Raw genomic sequence first — 14,590 nt, forward strand, 5'->3', positions numbered from 1 at the left:
AAATGATCTATGTCAACCGGAATAAGCTCCGGCGCGCAATTGCCGCATCAACGTGGAGGTGGGCAGCAGCCCGACGTTCTAGCACGCGGCGGTATGGAGCTGGTCGCGCATGTTGAGCAGCCAAATGGTCTCCTCCATGACACCGAGGATTGCCGAACGCAAATCCGGGCCGACAAGAGCGAGCAGCTCGTTCTGCGAACTTCCTATGATCTCCGTGCCGCTTAGAAGCTGTCTCATCTGCTCGACAGAGGGAGTGGTGGAAATCTCAGCCGCATCCTGAATGTCCGGAGAAGGAATACCCATCCAGGCAAGTGCCGAAGCAACGAGCACTTTGGAGAGCGCCCGGCACAGCGGACAGGGCAATTCCCCTGATATATTGACCATCTTCCGCTTGAAGCAGGCGATCGTCGCCCGGACTTTGCTGTTGACGGCTGCGAACATGCCGACAGCAATCCTGCGAGCAGCTTCGACGGGTCTCACGATGTAGACCCTTTGCCGGCTCCAGAGTGAAGAGGCGGCACTATTTTCCTCATCGAAACCCTGAACAAGGAAATCGCCTCTCCCTGCCAGTATTTCCAGGAGGATCAGAACGTATCCGTCGCTGCGAAAGACATCGAATTCAAGATTGAATGAACCATCGCCGAGGCCTTCAACGATACGAATATCCAATACTTCGGAGCGAAGCTCCACCTGATCCAGTTTCATGAGGTCCCCGGCCTGCAGTATTCCTCGCGCGCGACGAGAATACTGCAACCTGAGGGGGATTCATATTAACCCAATACGCTTACACGTCCGGCGTCATTTTTCCCGATGCGATCGATCAGAAGGTGGAAGTCAAGTAATCCCTTAGAACTGCCCCGCTTCGGGCGACGGCAACTCTTCGATGGAATCGACCCTATCAGGATAAAAGGCCATATGGCCCTTGATGTTGGCAACGGCGGGATGGGGCGCCTCATACGTCCAGATCGCATTCTTCGAACGCTCGCCGCCATCAGGAATGCTGTAATAGGAGGCATCCCCCTTATAGGGGCAATGACTCTCGTGGTCGGTGCGCTCCAGCAGCGACATATCCACGTCCTTCCGTGGAATATACTGCACCGGCGGATAGGAAGCCTCGCGAAGCGTCAGCGCATCATGCGTATCGGCGATCACGCGGCCGCCGAGCTTGACGACGACGCGGGAGGGATTGTGTTCGACGGTGATCGGATGATCCGGCCCCGGAATCTTGATCGGCTTGCCTGACATGAATGTCGTCTCCGGATTGATATCTCTCCGAAAGAGATAGGGTAGGCAAACGGCCATCCCAAGGGGTCAGCGGTCCCCTCCTCGTTCTCGGCCGATTTCACCCGCAGATGTGCGGATGAGGGACAGCATCGGCAGATTCGTGCCGGACCGCGCAGGCATAACGCCGATGATAGTGAAAGAGCCGCGGAGTGTTCTCCTCCGCGGCTTGTGATCTTATATCGTCTTACCAGCGGTCGAGGCCGAGCAGCTTGCGGCCGAGCGGCGTCAGCTCGGCAGTCTTGGCATTGTGCTTTTCCCATTCGCGCGGATCGCCAGGGAAGGCATCGCGCTTGGGATGGTCGAGCTCTCGCCACAGACGGATCCGTTCCTCACGTTCCTCCGCATTGTCGTATTCGGCCGGATGCATGGAGATATATTGCGCCATGCGCACCCGATTATCCGAATGGTTGGGGCGAACGCCGTGGGCGAGCAGTGAATTGAAGATCATCAGGTCACCCGGCTCCATGTCGATATTGACGACTGAAAGGCCGGTCATATCGGGATGCATCGGATCACGGTCCTCGGGCTGCGTCTTCACCCATTCGTCGAAATGCTCGAAGAGATAGGGTACGCACTGGAAGCCACCGACATCGCCGTCCTGCTTCTTGAGGCTCAGCACGCCCTGCACGCCAATCGGCAGCGGCCGGATGGACGTATCGACATCCCAGTGGATGAAGCCGTTGGGATTGCCCTTCACCTTCTTCGGAGGGTTGAGGTTGGCGCGGTCGATCGTCACCCACAGGTCTTCGCGGTCCCAGATATCGACAAAGACGTCATAGACGCGCTTCTCCATCCGGTTATCCCAGAGCGCCTGGTGATTGTAGATCTCCAGCATGCCGGTATTGTTGAGCTCCTTCATCTTGTGCTCGCGGCGCTGCGGCGCATACCAGGTGGAAGGGTCGTTCGGATCCTTCTCGTCAAAACGCCAGAGCACGTCCACAAGCCGCGCGACATTGTCCGCAGGAACGGCCTGGCGAACGATCACATAGCCCTTGGTGATCCAGTGCTGCCAGTCCGCCGCCGAGAGCACCCGCAGCGGCAGCTTCTTCTTGATGTCCTTGAGCTGGGTGGTGACCGACGAGGCCGTCGGATGAGCGTCGCGTTTCACTGCCAGTTCCATGAGATCCTCCCATCATTTGAACCATTCCTGTGGTTTCAGGCTATGATGGGGAGTGTAGCCTCGCATCGCGGCTCATGTTGTGCCACCTTGGCGGATTATGATACTATTCTGGCGTCAATGACCTGAAGGGCGCCCGATGAGGCCTTATCTCGAAATCCTGCCACGGCATGCCGATGCGTCCTGGAGCATGCTGAACCGACGGCTGGATGAGGCGATCCCTTTCCAGTGGCACCACCATCCCGAATTCGAGCTGACCCTGACGCTGAATTCCATCGGCCAGCGCTTCATCGGCGACCATACCGGGGAATATGGGGACGGCGATCTCGTGCTCGTCGGCCCCAACCTGCCGCACACCTGGGTATCCCGCGCGAAATATGACGAGACCACCCCGCATATCGCGCTGGTTCTCTGGTTTCATCCGCACTGGATTCGTCAAGTGACGGCTGGCGCGGTCGAGCTCGCCCCGATCGAAGCGATGCTGTCGCGCGCCGATCGAGGATTACAGTTTTCAAAGGAAACAGCCGACGCCGTGCGCAGCGAAATCGAGGCGGTCTTTTCAAAACCACCCGCCGAACGGCTCCTATCCCTTTTGAATATTCTCGGACGCGTCGCCACCGACCGGCAGGCATCCGCGCTTGCCAGCACCCCCGGCCAGAGCCCGGAACTGCAGGAAAGCCGTGAGCGCATCGACCGGATTCTCACCCACCTGCATCTGCACTATGCACGCACGATCGGCCTGGAAGAACTGGCCGATATTGCAGCCCTCAGCGTCTCCGGCCTGCACCGGCTCTTCCGTCGCCACACGGGCACGACCGTCTCCGACTATCTGATCCGCATGCGCATCGGCGACGCCTGCGCCCGCCTCTCCGCCACAAGCCAGCCCGTCGGCCATATTGCCGATGCGGTCGGCTATGGTTCGCTCGCAAACTTCAACAGGCAATTCAGGGCACAGACCGGCATGACGCCACGGGAGTATCGAAACGTCTTTCGCCGCGCCTAGCTTCTCGCCACCCGACGCAGGCTCGTGAGGCCAAGGCCAATGACGGCCGCCAATACGCAGGCGATCCCGAAAATCTGGTTGGAGCCGATCGCCTCGCCAAGAACCAGGAAGGCGAAAATGACAGCCGTTGCTGGTGCGACGGCCGTGAATAGAGAGGCCTCAGCGCCGCTGACACGCTCCGCTCCCGCATACCAGAGTATGAAGCCGCCGACGGTCGGCACCAGCGCATAGTAGACAACCGCGACCAAAGCGGGTTGCGAAGCGATGCCGATATCATGATGCTCGAACAGAGCTGGCACACCGGCAACGACGAAACCAATGGCTGTCATCAGCGCCGACTGCGTCAGCGGCGGGATCGCCCTCCCGAGCCGCTTGTTCAACAGGATGAATAGCCCCTCGCAGATAACAGCGCCAAAAATCAGCATGTCGCCGGTAAGGGACCCGCTTCCGGCAGCCGGCGAAAAGACGATGGAAAAGACGCCAGCCGCCGCAAGACCGATCGCCAGAAGCAGGAAGCGCTGCGGCCTCTCGCCAAGCACGAGGATGGAGATCGCCGCGGAGACGACAGGCAGCGTGCCGATGATGACGCCGGCATTGGCCGCTGATGTCAGCGACAGGCCCGAGATCAGCAAGGTCGTATATCCGACGCTTCCTGCGCCGGCCTGCGTGACGAGGATCAGCCAGTCCCGCCCGGAAAGCCGCGGCAATCGCGATCCCGTCCAGCGCATCAGGAAAAGGAAGAAGGGAAAAGCCACCGCAAAACGCAAGGCCGTCGCCGTAAAGGGCGGCAACCCGGAGGCGATGACCTTGCTGGCAATCACTGTGCTGCCGACCGTCGTCATGGCCAGTGCGAGATAGATATAACCCTGAAATTCCCGGCTCATCTGCTGCTCCTTTCGAGACGGCAGAAGGAAACAGGCTAAAAGGCATGACGTCTTGAACGAAATTGCAAGCGCTCAGGAACGACCGCGCACATAGGCGCCGGGCGTCAGGCCGTAGCGCGAGACGAAGGCGCGCGTCATATGACTCTGGTCGGCAAAGCCGCTTTCGGCGGCAGCCTCCGCCAGTGGCGCGCCGCGGGCGATCAGCCGGCGGGCAAGATGCACACGCGCCTGAACAAGATAGGCATGCGGCGTAAAACCCGTCGCCCTTGCAAAGGCGCGCAGCACCTGAAACCGGCTGAGCCCGCTTTCGCGCGCCAGATCGGCGAGTGAAATTTCCGCGGACGGATCATCGTCGATCAAACTGCGGGCATGGGCAATGGAATGCGGCGCCCTCTCCGGCACGTCCCCCATCACTGTTTCGCGCATCGCATCGGCAATGACTGACAGCAGCAGTTCCTCGCAGCGCAGCCGCTCCTCATTGCCGGTGACGGCAGAAAACAGCGCGCGGAACCGGTCGGCGAGCGGTCTGTCGTGAATGACGGGGCGCGGAATCTCCGAGCGGCGAACCCCGCCCCCTGCTACCTCGCGCGCAAGACCATCCATGACGGCGGGATCGAAGTAGAGAATGCTCCAGGAGCGCGCCTCGCCGATCGGCGCGCCGTCATGCACCTCATTCGGATTGACGGTGATGAGATCGCCGGCTTCCGCCTCGACCATGCCGCGCCCACTCAGCGATTTCTGCGCACCTGAGAAGAGCAGGCCGATGCCGAACTGCTCATGCGTATGGCGCGCGAACCGATGGCTCGTCGTCGCGACCACGGCCTCCAGGCCCGGCACGGACGAGTTCAGCATCCTGAACTGGCTGGCTGCCATGGCGATCTCCTTCGCAGCCGACTTTGCCAGCCGACAGCGGACCGGGCAAGCGGCTGCGAGAGCATTTGTTTTCGCGCAATTCCGGACGGAAAACCGCTGCACACTTTTGCTGGAATCGCTTTAAAAGAACTCGTCGAGAAGCTGATAGTAATCCATCTTCACGGGATCGATGATCGACAGGCCGTAGGCATTGAGAAACAGCCGCACGAATTCCTCGCCGAAATTATAGGCGATGCTGTGGCAGGCAAGCGCGATATCCTGATAGCGGTCGGCAACGCCAAGGCGGCAGCAATCGATATAACCGGCAAACCGTCCATCTGCGGTCAAGAAGTTCGGCAGGCAGGCATCGCCATGCGCAATGACGAGATTCTCGCTTGCCGGCCGCAATCGCTGCAATTCGCCGAACAGGAAGAAGGCGCTTTTGCCGAGCCGCTTCTCGTCGAAATCCGTCTCATCGACGACGCCCGCCCGCATACGCGCCTCGGCGGCAGCAAGGCGATTGTTCAGACGATGATCGAACGGACAGGCGCTGATATCGAGGCTGTGGAGTATGCTGAGCGCGGAGGCGAGGACTTCGACGCGCTCTTCCGGCAACAGCATTGCAGCCGTCACGAGATCGGCGCCCGGCAACGCCGTCATCAAGAGGAAGCTGCGTTCGCCATCGCTCTCGTGAGCGATGACCTCGGGGCATGGAAGGCCGCGGCTCGCAAGCCAGACGAGCCTCTCGGCCTCGTCGGCAAGCTCGCAAAACGGACCCGCCTCCTCGACCTTCAGGTAAAGCCCGGGACGCCTTTCGGCTTCCAGGCGGAAAACACATGCCGAGGAACGGCCGAGAGCATCCCGCCGCCATTCATAGCCGCCAAGATGGCTCCGAAGCGAAACCGGAAGCCTGCCATCCTCTTGAAGCGGAACGACCATGACGATCCTGTAATGGAAAGAAGCTCTGCCGGAGAGCCGGTGCTAGCGCCTTAGTGGAAGGTTTCGGCCGGCGCGCTTTCCAGGAGAATTTCGAAAGCCTCTTCCAGGGCCGCGACCAGAATGTCGGTCAGCTCGTCTGCCTTGTGTTCCAGAAACATCAGGCTGACAGCTTCTTCCTGACGCTCGAAGAAGTGCTCGATCTCGTTCGACATATCATTTGTCCCTTCGCTACCGTACCATAACGGGCATGGGAAAACGATAGAGATGGTTCCTTGCGCGTGGCTTGTTGCGAATGGAGCGGCCAAGGTGCCGACGACTATTCGCGAATATCGTATTTTCCATACTGGTTACGGGGGATCAAGCCGCCCACTTCGTGGGCAAACGAAACCACCTTCGTGGCATCCACATCCACCTCACAACGGAAACGAACATGGTACCAACCCTTGGCCGTACCAAAAGCTGCATCGTCAATATTCAACAGGGTTCCTGCTGGCAACCCGTACTGGGGCAGTGCATAGGGCTGATAACTCGGAGAACCGTAAGCGAGTTGGGCGCGAAGCTCACTGGCGCAAAGAACGGCCACCCTTTTGCTGCGTGGGAGACCGTCGATTGCGGACTGCGCAAGGAAGGCTCCGTCCTCAGTGGAAGAAAACAGCGTCTTGGCATTCGCCAGATCATTGTTCTTCGCCACCTCTTTTGGCTTTTCAGGAGTTCTCTGCGCCGGCGCCTTGGTTTGCTCGAGACTGGTCTTGGCTTCACCCGACACATCTGCTGGCGGCCCATTTGGCTCCGGAGAAGCATCAGCGGCCGCAACTTCCGGAAGCTTCACATCATCTGGAACGGGCCTTGATGGAGGCGTCTCAGTTTTTGGTCTCTCGGCGGCGGCCTCTGTGGGCATTTTCTGCGGCTCAACATCGCGCTTTGGCGGCGTCGTCGCCGGCTTTGCTTCGCCTTCAGACGAATTGCCCGCCAACGTTTTTTTTGGACCGCTGTTCTTGTCGCCAAATTCTGTGACAAGACGCATAGGCGGCATAGGCGTCTGCCTCGTTTTTTCTGCCGTCTCTGCGGCAGGTGGAGGTGATTGTGGCGGTGGTGGTGGCGGTGGCTGTTTCGCCCTCGCCTGTTCCTTCGGCTTCTCTTCCTCTTTCGGCTTTTCCTCCGGCTTCTTCTCTTCCGGCGGAGGGACGAGCTCCACCTTCACGCTCTCGTCTTCGGCGGGCTTCGGCTGGATATCAGGCAAACCGAATATGAGGAGCGCGACGATCGGCACATGCAGGAGCACAGACGCGACAACACCCCAGCGAACGCGAGGCTCCTCGTGCTCCTTCTCGTGGTCGGTATCTGCCGGTTCGACGTCTTCTTCTGTCACAGCAGCGATGTGGCCTCTAAAACCGGCAGCATCAAGCCACAAATCAAAAAAACCTCGTGATCATCAGGCCCAAAGCTCATTGGTCGGCTTCGCCATCCTCGGCGACCAGATTGCGCTCCTGCCACTCATCCCTCGGAATGGCCTCGCCGATCGCAAAGGCAAAGGCCACGACCGCCTTGCCAGTGGGATCGACTTCACAACGGAACCAGATATTGAACCAATTGCCCTTGCTCCGGAAAGCCCCACCCTCGACCTCGACGCTGGCGCCCCTCACCTTCTCCGGCTTCATGGCATAGGGCGCAACGAGATCCGGCGCAGAGCCAGGCCGGGAACGGCTGACCTGTTCCAAGGCTTCGAGATTGCAGAGCTGCAGATTGCGCTCGCCGCCCGATAATGTAGCGAGCATCTCACGCGCTTTCCGGCTGCGCGGACTGGCCAGCGTCTTCCCCGAAAAGAGCACTTTTGCCTGCGTCAACTCCGGCGGGCCGGATATGACCGGCTTCGGCAATGCCGGCAAGGAAGGAGCTATTTCTCTCGACGCTGTCTCAGGTGCTGCGGGCGCCGCCTCTTCCGCCGCCGAATTCTCTCTGTCCGGCGGTTGCCGAACGGCAGGCGGCGGAATTGGAGTGGCGATTGCGGGCGGTGTCACGACTTCAACGTCGATGCTGTCTTCCAGCGGCGGCCTGACAGGCTCCACCTCAGGCAGGAAAGCGAGCAGGAGCAAGCCGATGCCCAGATGCAGCACGAGCGACACCGGCAAGGCCGGATCGAACTTCACTCTCTGCAACAGGCCGGCATGTTCCATCGGCAAGGCAAATCCATGCTCTGGGTTCAAGGCGCAGCGACACTGCCAGCGCCGCGGGACAACCGCAACGCCGCATCTGGCTCATCACCAGTTATCGCCATCCTGATCTATGTGAGCGACGCGATGATGTCGCGATAATGCACTTCCGGAAACGCTTTCAAGGTTTTCGTGCGCACATTGCCGCCCGCAGCAAGGGACAACGTGAAGCGCGCCATCACGCGGTCATCAGGCGCCTCGCAGACGGCAACCATGTCGTACTCGCCCATGGTGAGATAAAACTTGTCGAAGGAACCGCCCATGCTGCCAAGCAGGTTCCTTGCCGCATCCAGCCGCTTGGGAGAGTCCTTCGCGTTCCGGATGCCCTGATCGGTCCAGTTTATCAGCAGAATGTAGGTGGTCATGCTGCACCTCCTGGCGGAGGCCATGGTCACGCGGCACATGATACCGCTCGCACGCCGCGACCGCTCTCTTCCCCCGCAACCGGAATTATAGGCCCGTCACCATATGGGGACAAGCAGCGCGAGAACCATCAATCGGGCTAATCCGCTCATACCTCTCCTGCAAGGAAAAACCCGGCCAGCGAGGCTAACCGGGTTCTGATTTCAATCCTCGTCGACTCTTTAGCTGTCGAGGAACGAGCGCAGCTTGCGAGAGCGGCTCGGATGCTTGAGCTTGCGCAGCGCCTTCGCCTCGATCTGGCGGATACGTTCGCGGGTGACCGAGAACTGCTGGCCGACTTCTTCGAGCGTATGGTCGGTGTTCATGCCGATGCCGAAGCGCATGCGCAGCACGCGCTCTTCGCGCGGCGTCAGCGATGCCAGAACGCGAGTCGTCGTCTCGCGCAGGTTCGCCTGGATGGCGGCGTCGATCGGCAGCAGTGCGTTCTTGTCCTCGATGAAATCACCGAGATGCGAATCCTCTTCGTCGCCCACAGGGGTTTCGAGCGAGATCGGCTCCTTGGCGATCTTCAGGACCTTGCGGACCTTTTCGAGCGGCATGGCGAGCTTTTCGGCCAGTTCTTCCGGCGTCGGCTCACGGCCGATTTCATGCAGCATCTGGCGCGAAGTGCGGACGATCTTGTTGATCGTTTCGATCATATGCACCGGAATACGGATCGTACGGGCCTGGTCGGCGATCGAGCGGGTGATCGCCTGACGGATCCACCATGTCGCATAGGTCGAGAACTTGTAGCCACGGCGGTATTCGAACTTGTCGACCGCCTTCATCAGGCCGATATTGCCTTCCTGAATGAGGTCGAGGAACTGCAGGCCGCGGTTCGTGTACTTCTTGGCGATGGAGATGACGAGGCGAAGGTTCGCTTCGACCATTTCCTTCTTGGCGATGCGCGCTTCGCGCTCGCCCTTCTGCACCATGTGCACGATGCGGCGGAATTCCGAAATCGAGATGCCGGTTTCCGTTGCGAGATTCTGGATCTCCTGGCGGATGTCGCGGATCGTCGTGTTCTCGCTCTTGGCGAATTCCTTCCAGCCGCGGGCGGCCAGATTGCCGATCGACTTCATCCAGTTCGGATCGAGCTCGGCGCCCTGATATTGTTCCAGGAACGAGTCGCGCTTGACGCCGTAGGATTCGGCCAGCCGCAGCAGGCGGCCTTCGTTCTGCACAAGGCGCTTGTTGATGTCGTAAAGCTGCTCGACCAGCGCATCGATGCGGTTCTGGTTGAGCGACAGCGACTTCACGGCCTTGATCAGTTCGTCCTTGAGCTCCTTGTAGCGGCGCTCCTGGGCGGAAGACAGCGTGCCGGTGGCAGCTAAGCGCTGCTCGACCTGCTGGTCCTGCAGCTTACGCAGCTTCTTGTAGGTCTCGGCGATGATGTCGAGCGTTTCCATGACCTGCGGGCGAAGCTCTGCTTCCATCGCCGCCAGAGAGAGGTTCGATTCGTCCTCGTCCTCTTCTTCCTCTTCCGGAGGCATGCCTTCGCCGCCGACATCGGTAATGTCGTCGTCACCGGAGCGCGAACGCCGGGTCCTTTCCTTCTCTTCGGCAGCCTTGCGGTCAGCCTCGATCTTCTCAGGACTCTGGAACTGCGGCGCAGCCTTGGCTTCCGGACCGGAATAGGTCGTTTCGAGATCGATGATCTCGCGCAGGAGCGTGGTGCCTTCGTTGAGTTCGTCGCGCCAGATGATCAGCGCCTGGAACGTCAGCGGGCTCTCACAGAGACCTGCGATCATCGTTTCGCGGCCGGCCTCGATGCGCTTTGCGATGGCGATTTCGCCTTCGCGCGACAGAAGCTCGACGGACCCCATCTCGCGCAGATACATGCGCACCGGGTCGTCGGTACGGTCGGTCGGCTCTTTCTTCTTGGCGGTCGCAAGCGCGGTGCCGCCGGAAGGCGCAAGTTCGCCGCCCTCGCTGTCATCGTTATCAGAGCTGTCGTCGTCGTCGCCGCCGGAAGCGCCGGCTTCCTCGGCTTCCTCATCCTCGATGACGTTGATGCCCATGTCCGACAGCATCGACATCGTGTCTTCGATCTGTTCGGACGTCACTTCTTCGGAAGGCAGGACGGCGTTGAGCTCGTCCATCGTCACATAGCCGCGCTTCTTGGCGGCCTTGATCATCTTCTTGACCGCGTCATCGGAAAGATCGAGAAGAGGGCCGTCGCTTGCGCCGTCGCGTTCGACTTCCGCTTCTTCGTTCTCTTTGACCTTCGTTGCCATTTATATCGTCGCCTTCCTGACGCTATTCATACTCGCTGTAGTGAATGGCAGTCTCGTGGCCCAGAGCGCGTGCGCACCGGCCTCGAATCACCTATACCCACCTAACGGGATGACATTTAAAGCCTGATTAACCACGATTGCCGGCATCGGACAGCAAAATTCAATTGCCATTGGATTTCCGGCCATGGTTGTGCGATCCGCCTTGACCCAGTTCACCGCTCAAGTGGAACGGTGATTCCCACAAAATTTGTTCTCGTCAAGCTTTTCCACAAAAAAAGCCACCGAAAACCCGGAAAAAGCCTTATCCACAGGCTTTGAACCGCGCCAGCGATTGCGAAGCTTATCTAGTATGTCACCGGGAAAAGACAAGGGCTTTTGTACAAACACTGGAATAGCCGCGTATCGCTCCAACCGCACGCCATAGATTCTTCGCAAATCGCCAACATGAGTTGTGAAAACAAGCTGTACGCGATTATGGGGAATCTCGGTGGCAAGGATCATGACGAGAAACAGGGTGATCCTTCTGGCCGCCATCGCCGTCAGCGTTTTCGCTTATACGAAAGTGATGGCGAGGATCGGCTCGGGTTCAACGCCTGCGAATGCGCCTCTGGAGCAACGAGCCGACCTCATTCGCGTTTATAAATCCGAGCGCCGTATGGTTCTCCTCCGAGACGAGACGCCTCTTTCGACATATCGGATTTCTCTTGGAAGCGCTGCCGATGAGGGCCCAAAGCAGCGAGAAGGCGACGAGAAGACACCGGAAGGCCGCTATGAGATTGACTGGCGAAATCCCCGGTCCATGGCGCATCTCAGTCTGCATATCTCCTACCCCAATCCGGCCGATCGGCAGAACGCCGAATTGAAGGGATATCCTCCCGGCGGCGATATCATGATCCACGGCCTTCCCAATGGCTGGGGCTTCCTTCAGACCATGCACCTGCTTTGGGATTGGACGGATGGCTGCATTGCCGTCACTGACCAGGAGATGCGCGATATCTGGGCACGCGTCCCCGATCATACGCCGATAGAGATCGTGCCCTAAACCACCGCCTAGCGTGACAGCTCGTCATAGGCGTTCACCGTCAGGGCCGACAGATCGAGCGCCGTAATACAGCGCAGATTGACGGATGCCATCTCCATGCCGTTGCGCTGTCGCTTCGTCCTCCTCACATCCAGTCCATCACGACCTTGCCGGAATTGCCCGAGCGCATTGCCTCGAATCCATCGCGGAATTCGTCGATCTTGATGCGATGAGTGATGACAGGCGAGAGATCCAGACCGCCCTGCACGAAAGCGATCATCTTGTACCAGGTCTCGAACATCTCGCGACCATAGATGCCCTTGAGGTTCAGCATCTTGAAGATCACCTTGTTCCAGTCGATCTCGAAACCGGCGGGCGCAATGCCGAGGATGGCGATCTTGCCGCCATTGTTCATCTTGTCGATCATGTCGCGAAAGGCGGGTGCTGCGCCCGACATTTCCAGGCCGACGTCGAAGCCCTCAGTCATGCCGATCGCCTTCATCACATCGGCAAGGTTTTCCTTGGATGCATCCACGACATAATCGATGCCAAGCTTGCGCGCGAGATCGAGCCGGTTCGGATTGATGTCGGTAATGACGACCTTGCGCGCGCCGGAGCGCTTGGCAACGAGCGCCCCCATGATGCCGATCGGTCCTGCACCGGTGACCAGCACGTCTTCGCCGACGAGATCGAAGGAAAGCGCGGTGTGAACGGCATTGCCGAACGGATCGAAGATCGCCGCGATTTCATCCGGAATATCGTCTGGGATCGGCACCACATTGGCTTCGGGTATGCAGACGAACTCCCCGAAGGAGCCCGGCCGATTAACGCCAACGCCGAGCGTGTTGCGGCAGAGATGCCCCCTGCCCGCGCGGCAGTTGCGGCATTTGCCGCAGACGATATGCCCCTCGCCGGAGACACGTTCGCCGACATTATATTTGGTGACGGCCGAGCCGATCTGGGCAATCTCGCCGCAGAACTCATGGCCGACGACCATCGGCACCGGAATGGTCTTCTGTGCCCACTGGTCCCAGTTCCAGATATGCACGTCGGTACCGCAGATCGCCGATTTCTTCACACGGATCAGCACGTCATTCGGGCCGACGTCCGGCACCGGCACATGCTCCATCCAGAGGCCAACTTCGGGCTTCGCCTTGACCAGTGCTTTCATCATGTTGGACATGATCTTTTCTCCTCAAGGCTCTCAGATAGTGCCGAGTTCGCGGCCGGCTTCGGCAAAGGCTGATATCGCCCGCTCGACATCCGCCTTCGAATGCGCAGCCGACATCTGCGTTCGGATACGCGCCTGCCCCTTTGGCACGACGGGGAAGGAGAAGCCGATCACATAGACGCCCTTCTTCAGCATCAGTGCGGCCATATCCTGCGCGAGCTTCGCGTCTCCCAACATGACCGGGATGATCGGATGCCCCTCGCCGGCAAGCGTGAAGCCGAGCTTGGTCATTTCGGTGCGAAACAGCGCCGCATTGGCCGACAGCCGCTCGCGCAGCGCATCGCCGTTGTCGATGAGGTCGAAAACCTTCAGCGAGGCAGCCGCAATGACCGGCGCCAGCGTGTTGGAGAAGAGATAGGGACGTGAACGCTGCCGCAGCCACTCGACGATTTCAGCCCTTGCCGACGTATAACCGCCGGATGCGCCGCCAAGCGCCTTGCCGAGGGTGCCGGTGATGATATCGACCCGGCCTTCGACCCCGCAATATTCCGGCGAGCCGCGGCCATGCTTACCGACGAAGCCAACGGCATGGCTGTCGTCCACCATGACCATCGCGCCGTATTTTTCGGCGAGATCGCAGACACCTTGGAGATTGGCGATGATGCCGTCCATGGAGAAGACGCCATCGGTTGCGATCAGCTTGAAGCGGCTGCCTTCGGCCTTTTTCAGCTCCTCTTCCAGCGCCGCCATGTCGTTGTTGGCGTAACGGAAGCGCTTGGCCTTGGAGAGGCGTACGCCGTCGATGATCGAGGCATGGTTGAGCGCATCGGAAATGATTGCATCCTCTTCGCCGAGCAGCGTCTCGAACAAACCGCCATTGGCATCGAAGCAGGAGGAATAGAGGATCGTATCTTCCATGCCGAGGAAGGAAGAGATGCGTGCTTCAAGCTGCTTGTGCTCTTCCTGCGTGCCGCAGATGAAGCGCACGGACGCCATGCCGTAGCCATAGCGGTCGAGCGCCTTCTTGCCGGCTTCCGCCAGTTCCTCGTTATCGGCGAGGCCCAGGTAGTTGTTGGCGCAGAAATTCAGCACGCGCTCACCAGAGGCAATGGCAATTTCACCTGCCTGCTTCGATGTGATGACGCGTTCGGACTTGTAGAGGCCGGCATCCCTGAGCGAGGCAAGCTCCGACTGCAGGTGGGAGAGAAATGCTTTTGTCATTGTAAACGCCCTTATCCCAAAAACGTCCTCAGATGGGGGCTGCCATTAGCACAAAGCGAGTGCTGATGTCGCTGATCCCGTACGATTTTTTTGCAGGCAATTCGCTGCGGGCAACCCCGTTATGCATATTTCGCCCCTTGTCCGCTTCGAAGCCATTCAGGGGCGCGCACGACAAAGACGCCGGCCGGCCGGAAGACACGTCGAGGCATTTGCTGAAGACCTATCTCTCAAGGAGATTTCGATCTCGCC

The 14,590-nt window shown here is 59.5% G+C and carries 15 protein-coding genes; 2 read left to right on the forward strand and 13 right to left on the reverse strand.

Going from position 1 to position 14,590, the window contains the following annotated elements; translation table 11 throughout:
- Positions 1 to 78: 78 nt before the first annotated feature.
- The 3 genes from KQ933_RS13155 to KQ933_RS13165 all read right to left on the reverse strand — a co-directional run bounded on the left by KQ933_RS13155 (position 79) and on the right by KQ933_RS13165 (position 2,404).
- A complete protein-coding gene (locus KQ933_RS13155) occupies positions 79 to 705 on the reverse strand; it encodes a hypothetical protein (protein WP_216755299.1) in 627 nt (208 codons plus the stop codon).
- Between the two features lie 141 nt (positions 706 to 846).
- Complete coding sequence (locus KQ933_RS13160) at positions 847 to 1,245, reverse strand: DUF427 domain-containing protein (protein ID WP_216755300.1); 399 nt, start codon at positions 1,243 to 1,245, stop codon at positions 847 to 849.
- A gap of 223 nt (positions 1,246 to 1,468) precedes the next feature.
- Entirely contained in the window at positions 1,469 to 2,404 is a 936-nt protein-coding gene (locus KQ933_RS13165; protein ID WP_216755301.1) for a phytanoyl-CoA dioxygenase family protein, read from the reverse strand.
- Positions 2,405 to 2,540: 136 nt separating this feature from the next.
- Here KQ933_RS13165 and KQ933_RS13170 point away from each other — a divergent pair, with 136 nt between their 5' ends.
- Entirely contained in the window at positions 2,541 to 3,404 is an 864-nt protein-coding gene (locus KQ933_RS13170; RefSeq protein WP_216755302.1) for an AraC family transcriptional regulator, read from the forward strand.
- On the opposite strand, the gene KQ933_RS13175 is transcribed toward KQ933_RS13170, so the two are convergent.
- From KQ933_RS13175 to rpoD, 8 genes are all read right to left on the reverse strand, one after another.
- Positions 3,401 to 4,288 carry a DMT family transporter gene (locus tag KQ933_RS13175; RefSeq protein WP_216755303.1) on the reverse strand — a complete coding sequence of 296 codons (888 nt, stop codon included), beginning with the start codon at positions 4,286 to 4,288 and terminating at the stop codon, positions 3,401 to 3,403. The two genes, KQ933_RS13170 and KQ933_RS13175, sit on opposite strands and share 4 nt — an antisense overlap.
- Before the next feature lie 72 nt (positions 4,289 to 4,360).
- Positions 4,361 to 5,161 carry an AraC family transcriptional regulator gene (locus KQ933_RS13180; protein ID WP_216755304.1) on the reverse strand — a complete coding sequence of 267 codons (801 nt, stop codon included), beginning with the start codon at positions 5,159 to 5,161 and terminating at the stop codon, positions 4,361 to 4,363.
- Positions 5,162 to 5,281: 120 nt separating this feature from the next.
- Positions 5,282 to 6,079: an APH(3') family aminoglycoside O-phosphotransferase gene (locus KQ933_RS13185; RefSeq protein ID WP_216755305.1), complete on the reverse strand. Its 798-nt coding sequence runs from the start codon at positions 6,077 to 6,079 to the stop codon at positions 5,282 to 5,284.
- A gap of 50 nt (positions 6,080 to 6,129) precedes the next feature.
- Positions 6,130 to 6,291 (reverse strand): hypothetical protein, encoded by a 162-nt coding sequence (locus KQ933_RS13190; protein ID WP_183731361.1) that lies wholly within the window; start codon positions 6,289 to 6,291, stop codon positions 6,130 to 6,132.
- Between the two features lie 104 nt (positions 6,292 to 6,395).
- Positions 6,396 to 7,490 carry a DUF930 domain-containing protein gene (locus KQ933_RS13195; RefSeq protein ID WP_216755306.1) on the reverse strand — a complete coding sequence of 365 codons (1,095 nt, stop codon included), beginning with the start codon at positions 7,488 to 7,490 and terminating at the stop codon, positions 6,396 to 6,398.
- Positions 7,491 to 7,524: 34 nt separating this feature from the next.
- Positions 7,525 to 8,253, reverse strand: coding sequence for a DUF930 domain-containing protein (locus KQ933_RS13200; RefSeq protein WP_216758905.1), 729 nt, complete (start codon positions 8,251 to 8,253; stop codon positions 7,525 to 7,527).
- Positions 8,254 to 8,360: 107 nt separating this feature from the next.
- A complete protein-coding gene (locus tag KQ933_RS13205) occupies positions 8,361 to 8,654 on the reverse strand; it encodes a GYD domain-containing protein (protein ID WP_216755307.1) in 294 nt (97 codons plus the stop codon).
- A gap of 219 nt (positions 8,655 to 8,873) precedes the next feature.
- Entirely contained in the window at positions 8,874 to 10,928 is a 2,055-nt protein-coding gene (gene rpoD / locus KQ933_RS13210; protein ID WP_216755308.1) for an RNA polymerase sigma factor RpoD, read from the reverse strand.
- Between the two features lie 499 nt (positions 10,929 to 11,427).
- Here rpoD and KQ933_RS13215 point away from each other — a divergent pair, with 499 nt between their 5' ends.
- A complete protein-coding gene (locus KQ933_RS13215) occupies positions 11,428 to 11,970 on the forward strand; it encodes a murein L,D-transpeptidase family protein (RefSeq protein ID WP_216755309.1) in 543 nt (180 codons plus the stop codon).
- Positions 11,971 to 12,094: 124 nt separating this feature from the next.
- Here the strand turns inward: KQ933_RS13215 and tdh are convergent, their stop codons facing one another.
- Positions 12,095 to 13,132 (reverse strand): L-threonine 3-dehydrogenase, encoded by a 1,038-nt coding sequence (tdh, locus tag KQ933_RS13220; protein ID WP_216755310.1) that lies wholly within the window; start codon positions 13,130 to 13,132, stop codon positions 12,095 to 12,097.
- Positions 13,133 to 13,153: 21 nt separating this feature from the next.
- Positions 13,154 to 14,341: a glycine C-acetyltransferase gene (locus tag KQ933_RS13225; protein ID WP_216755311.1), complete on the reverse strand. Its 1,188-nt coding sequence runs from the start codon at positions 14,339 to 14,341 to the stop codon at positions 13,154 to 13,156.
- Positions 14,342 to 14,590: the final 249 nt, after the last annotated feature.

It is taken from the genome of Rhizobium sp. WYJ-E13, from assembly GCF_018987265.1.
Classification (GTDB): domain Bacteria; phylum Pseudomonadota; class Alphaproteobacteria; order Rhizobiales; family Rhizobiaceae; genus Rhizobium.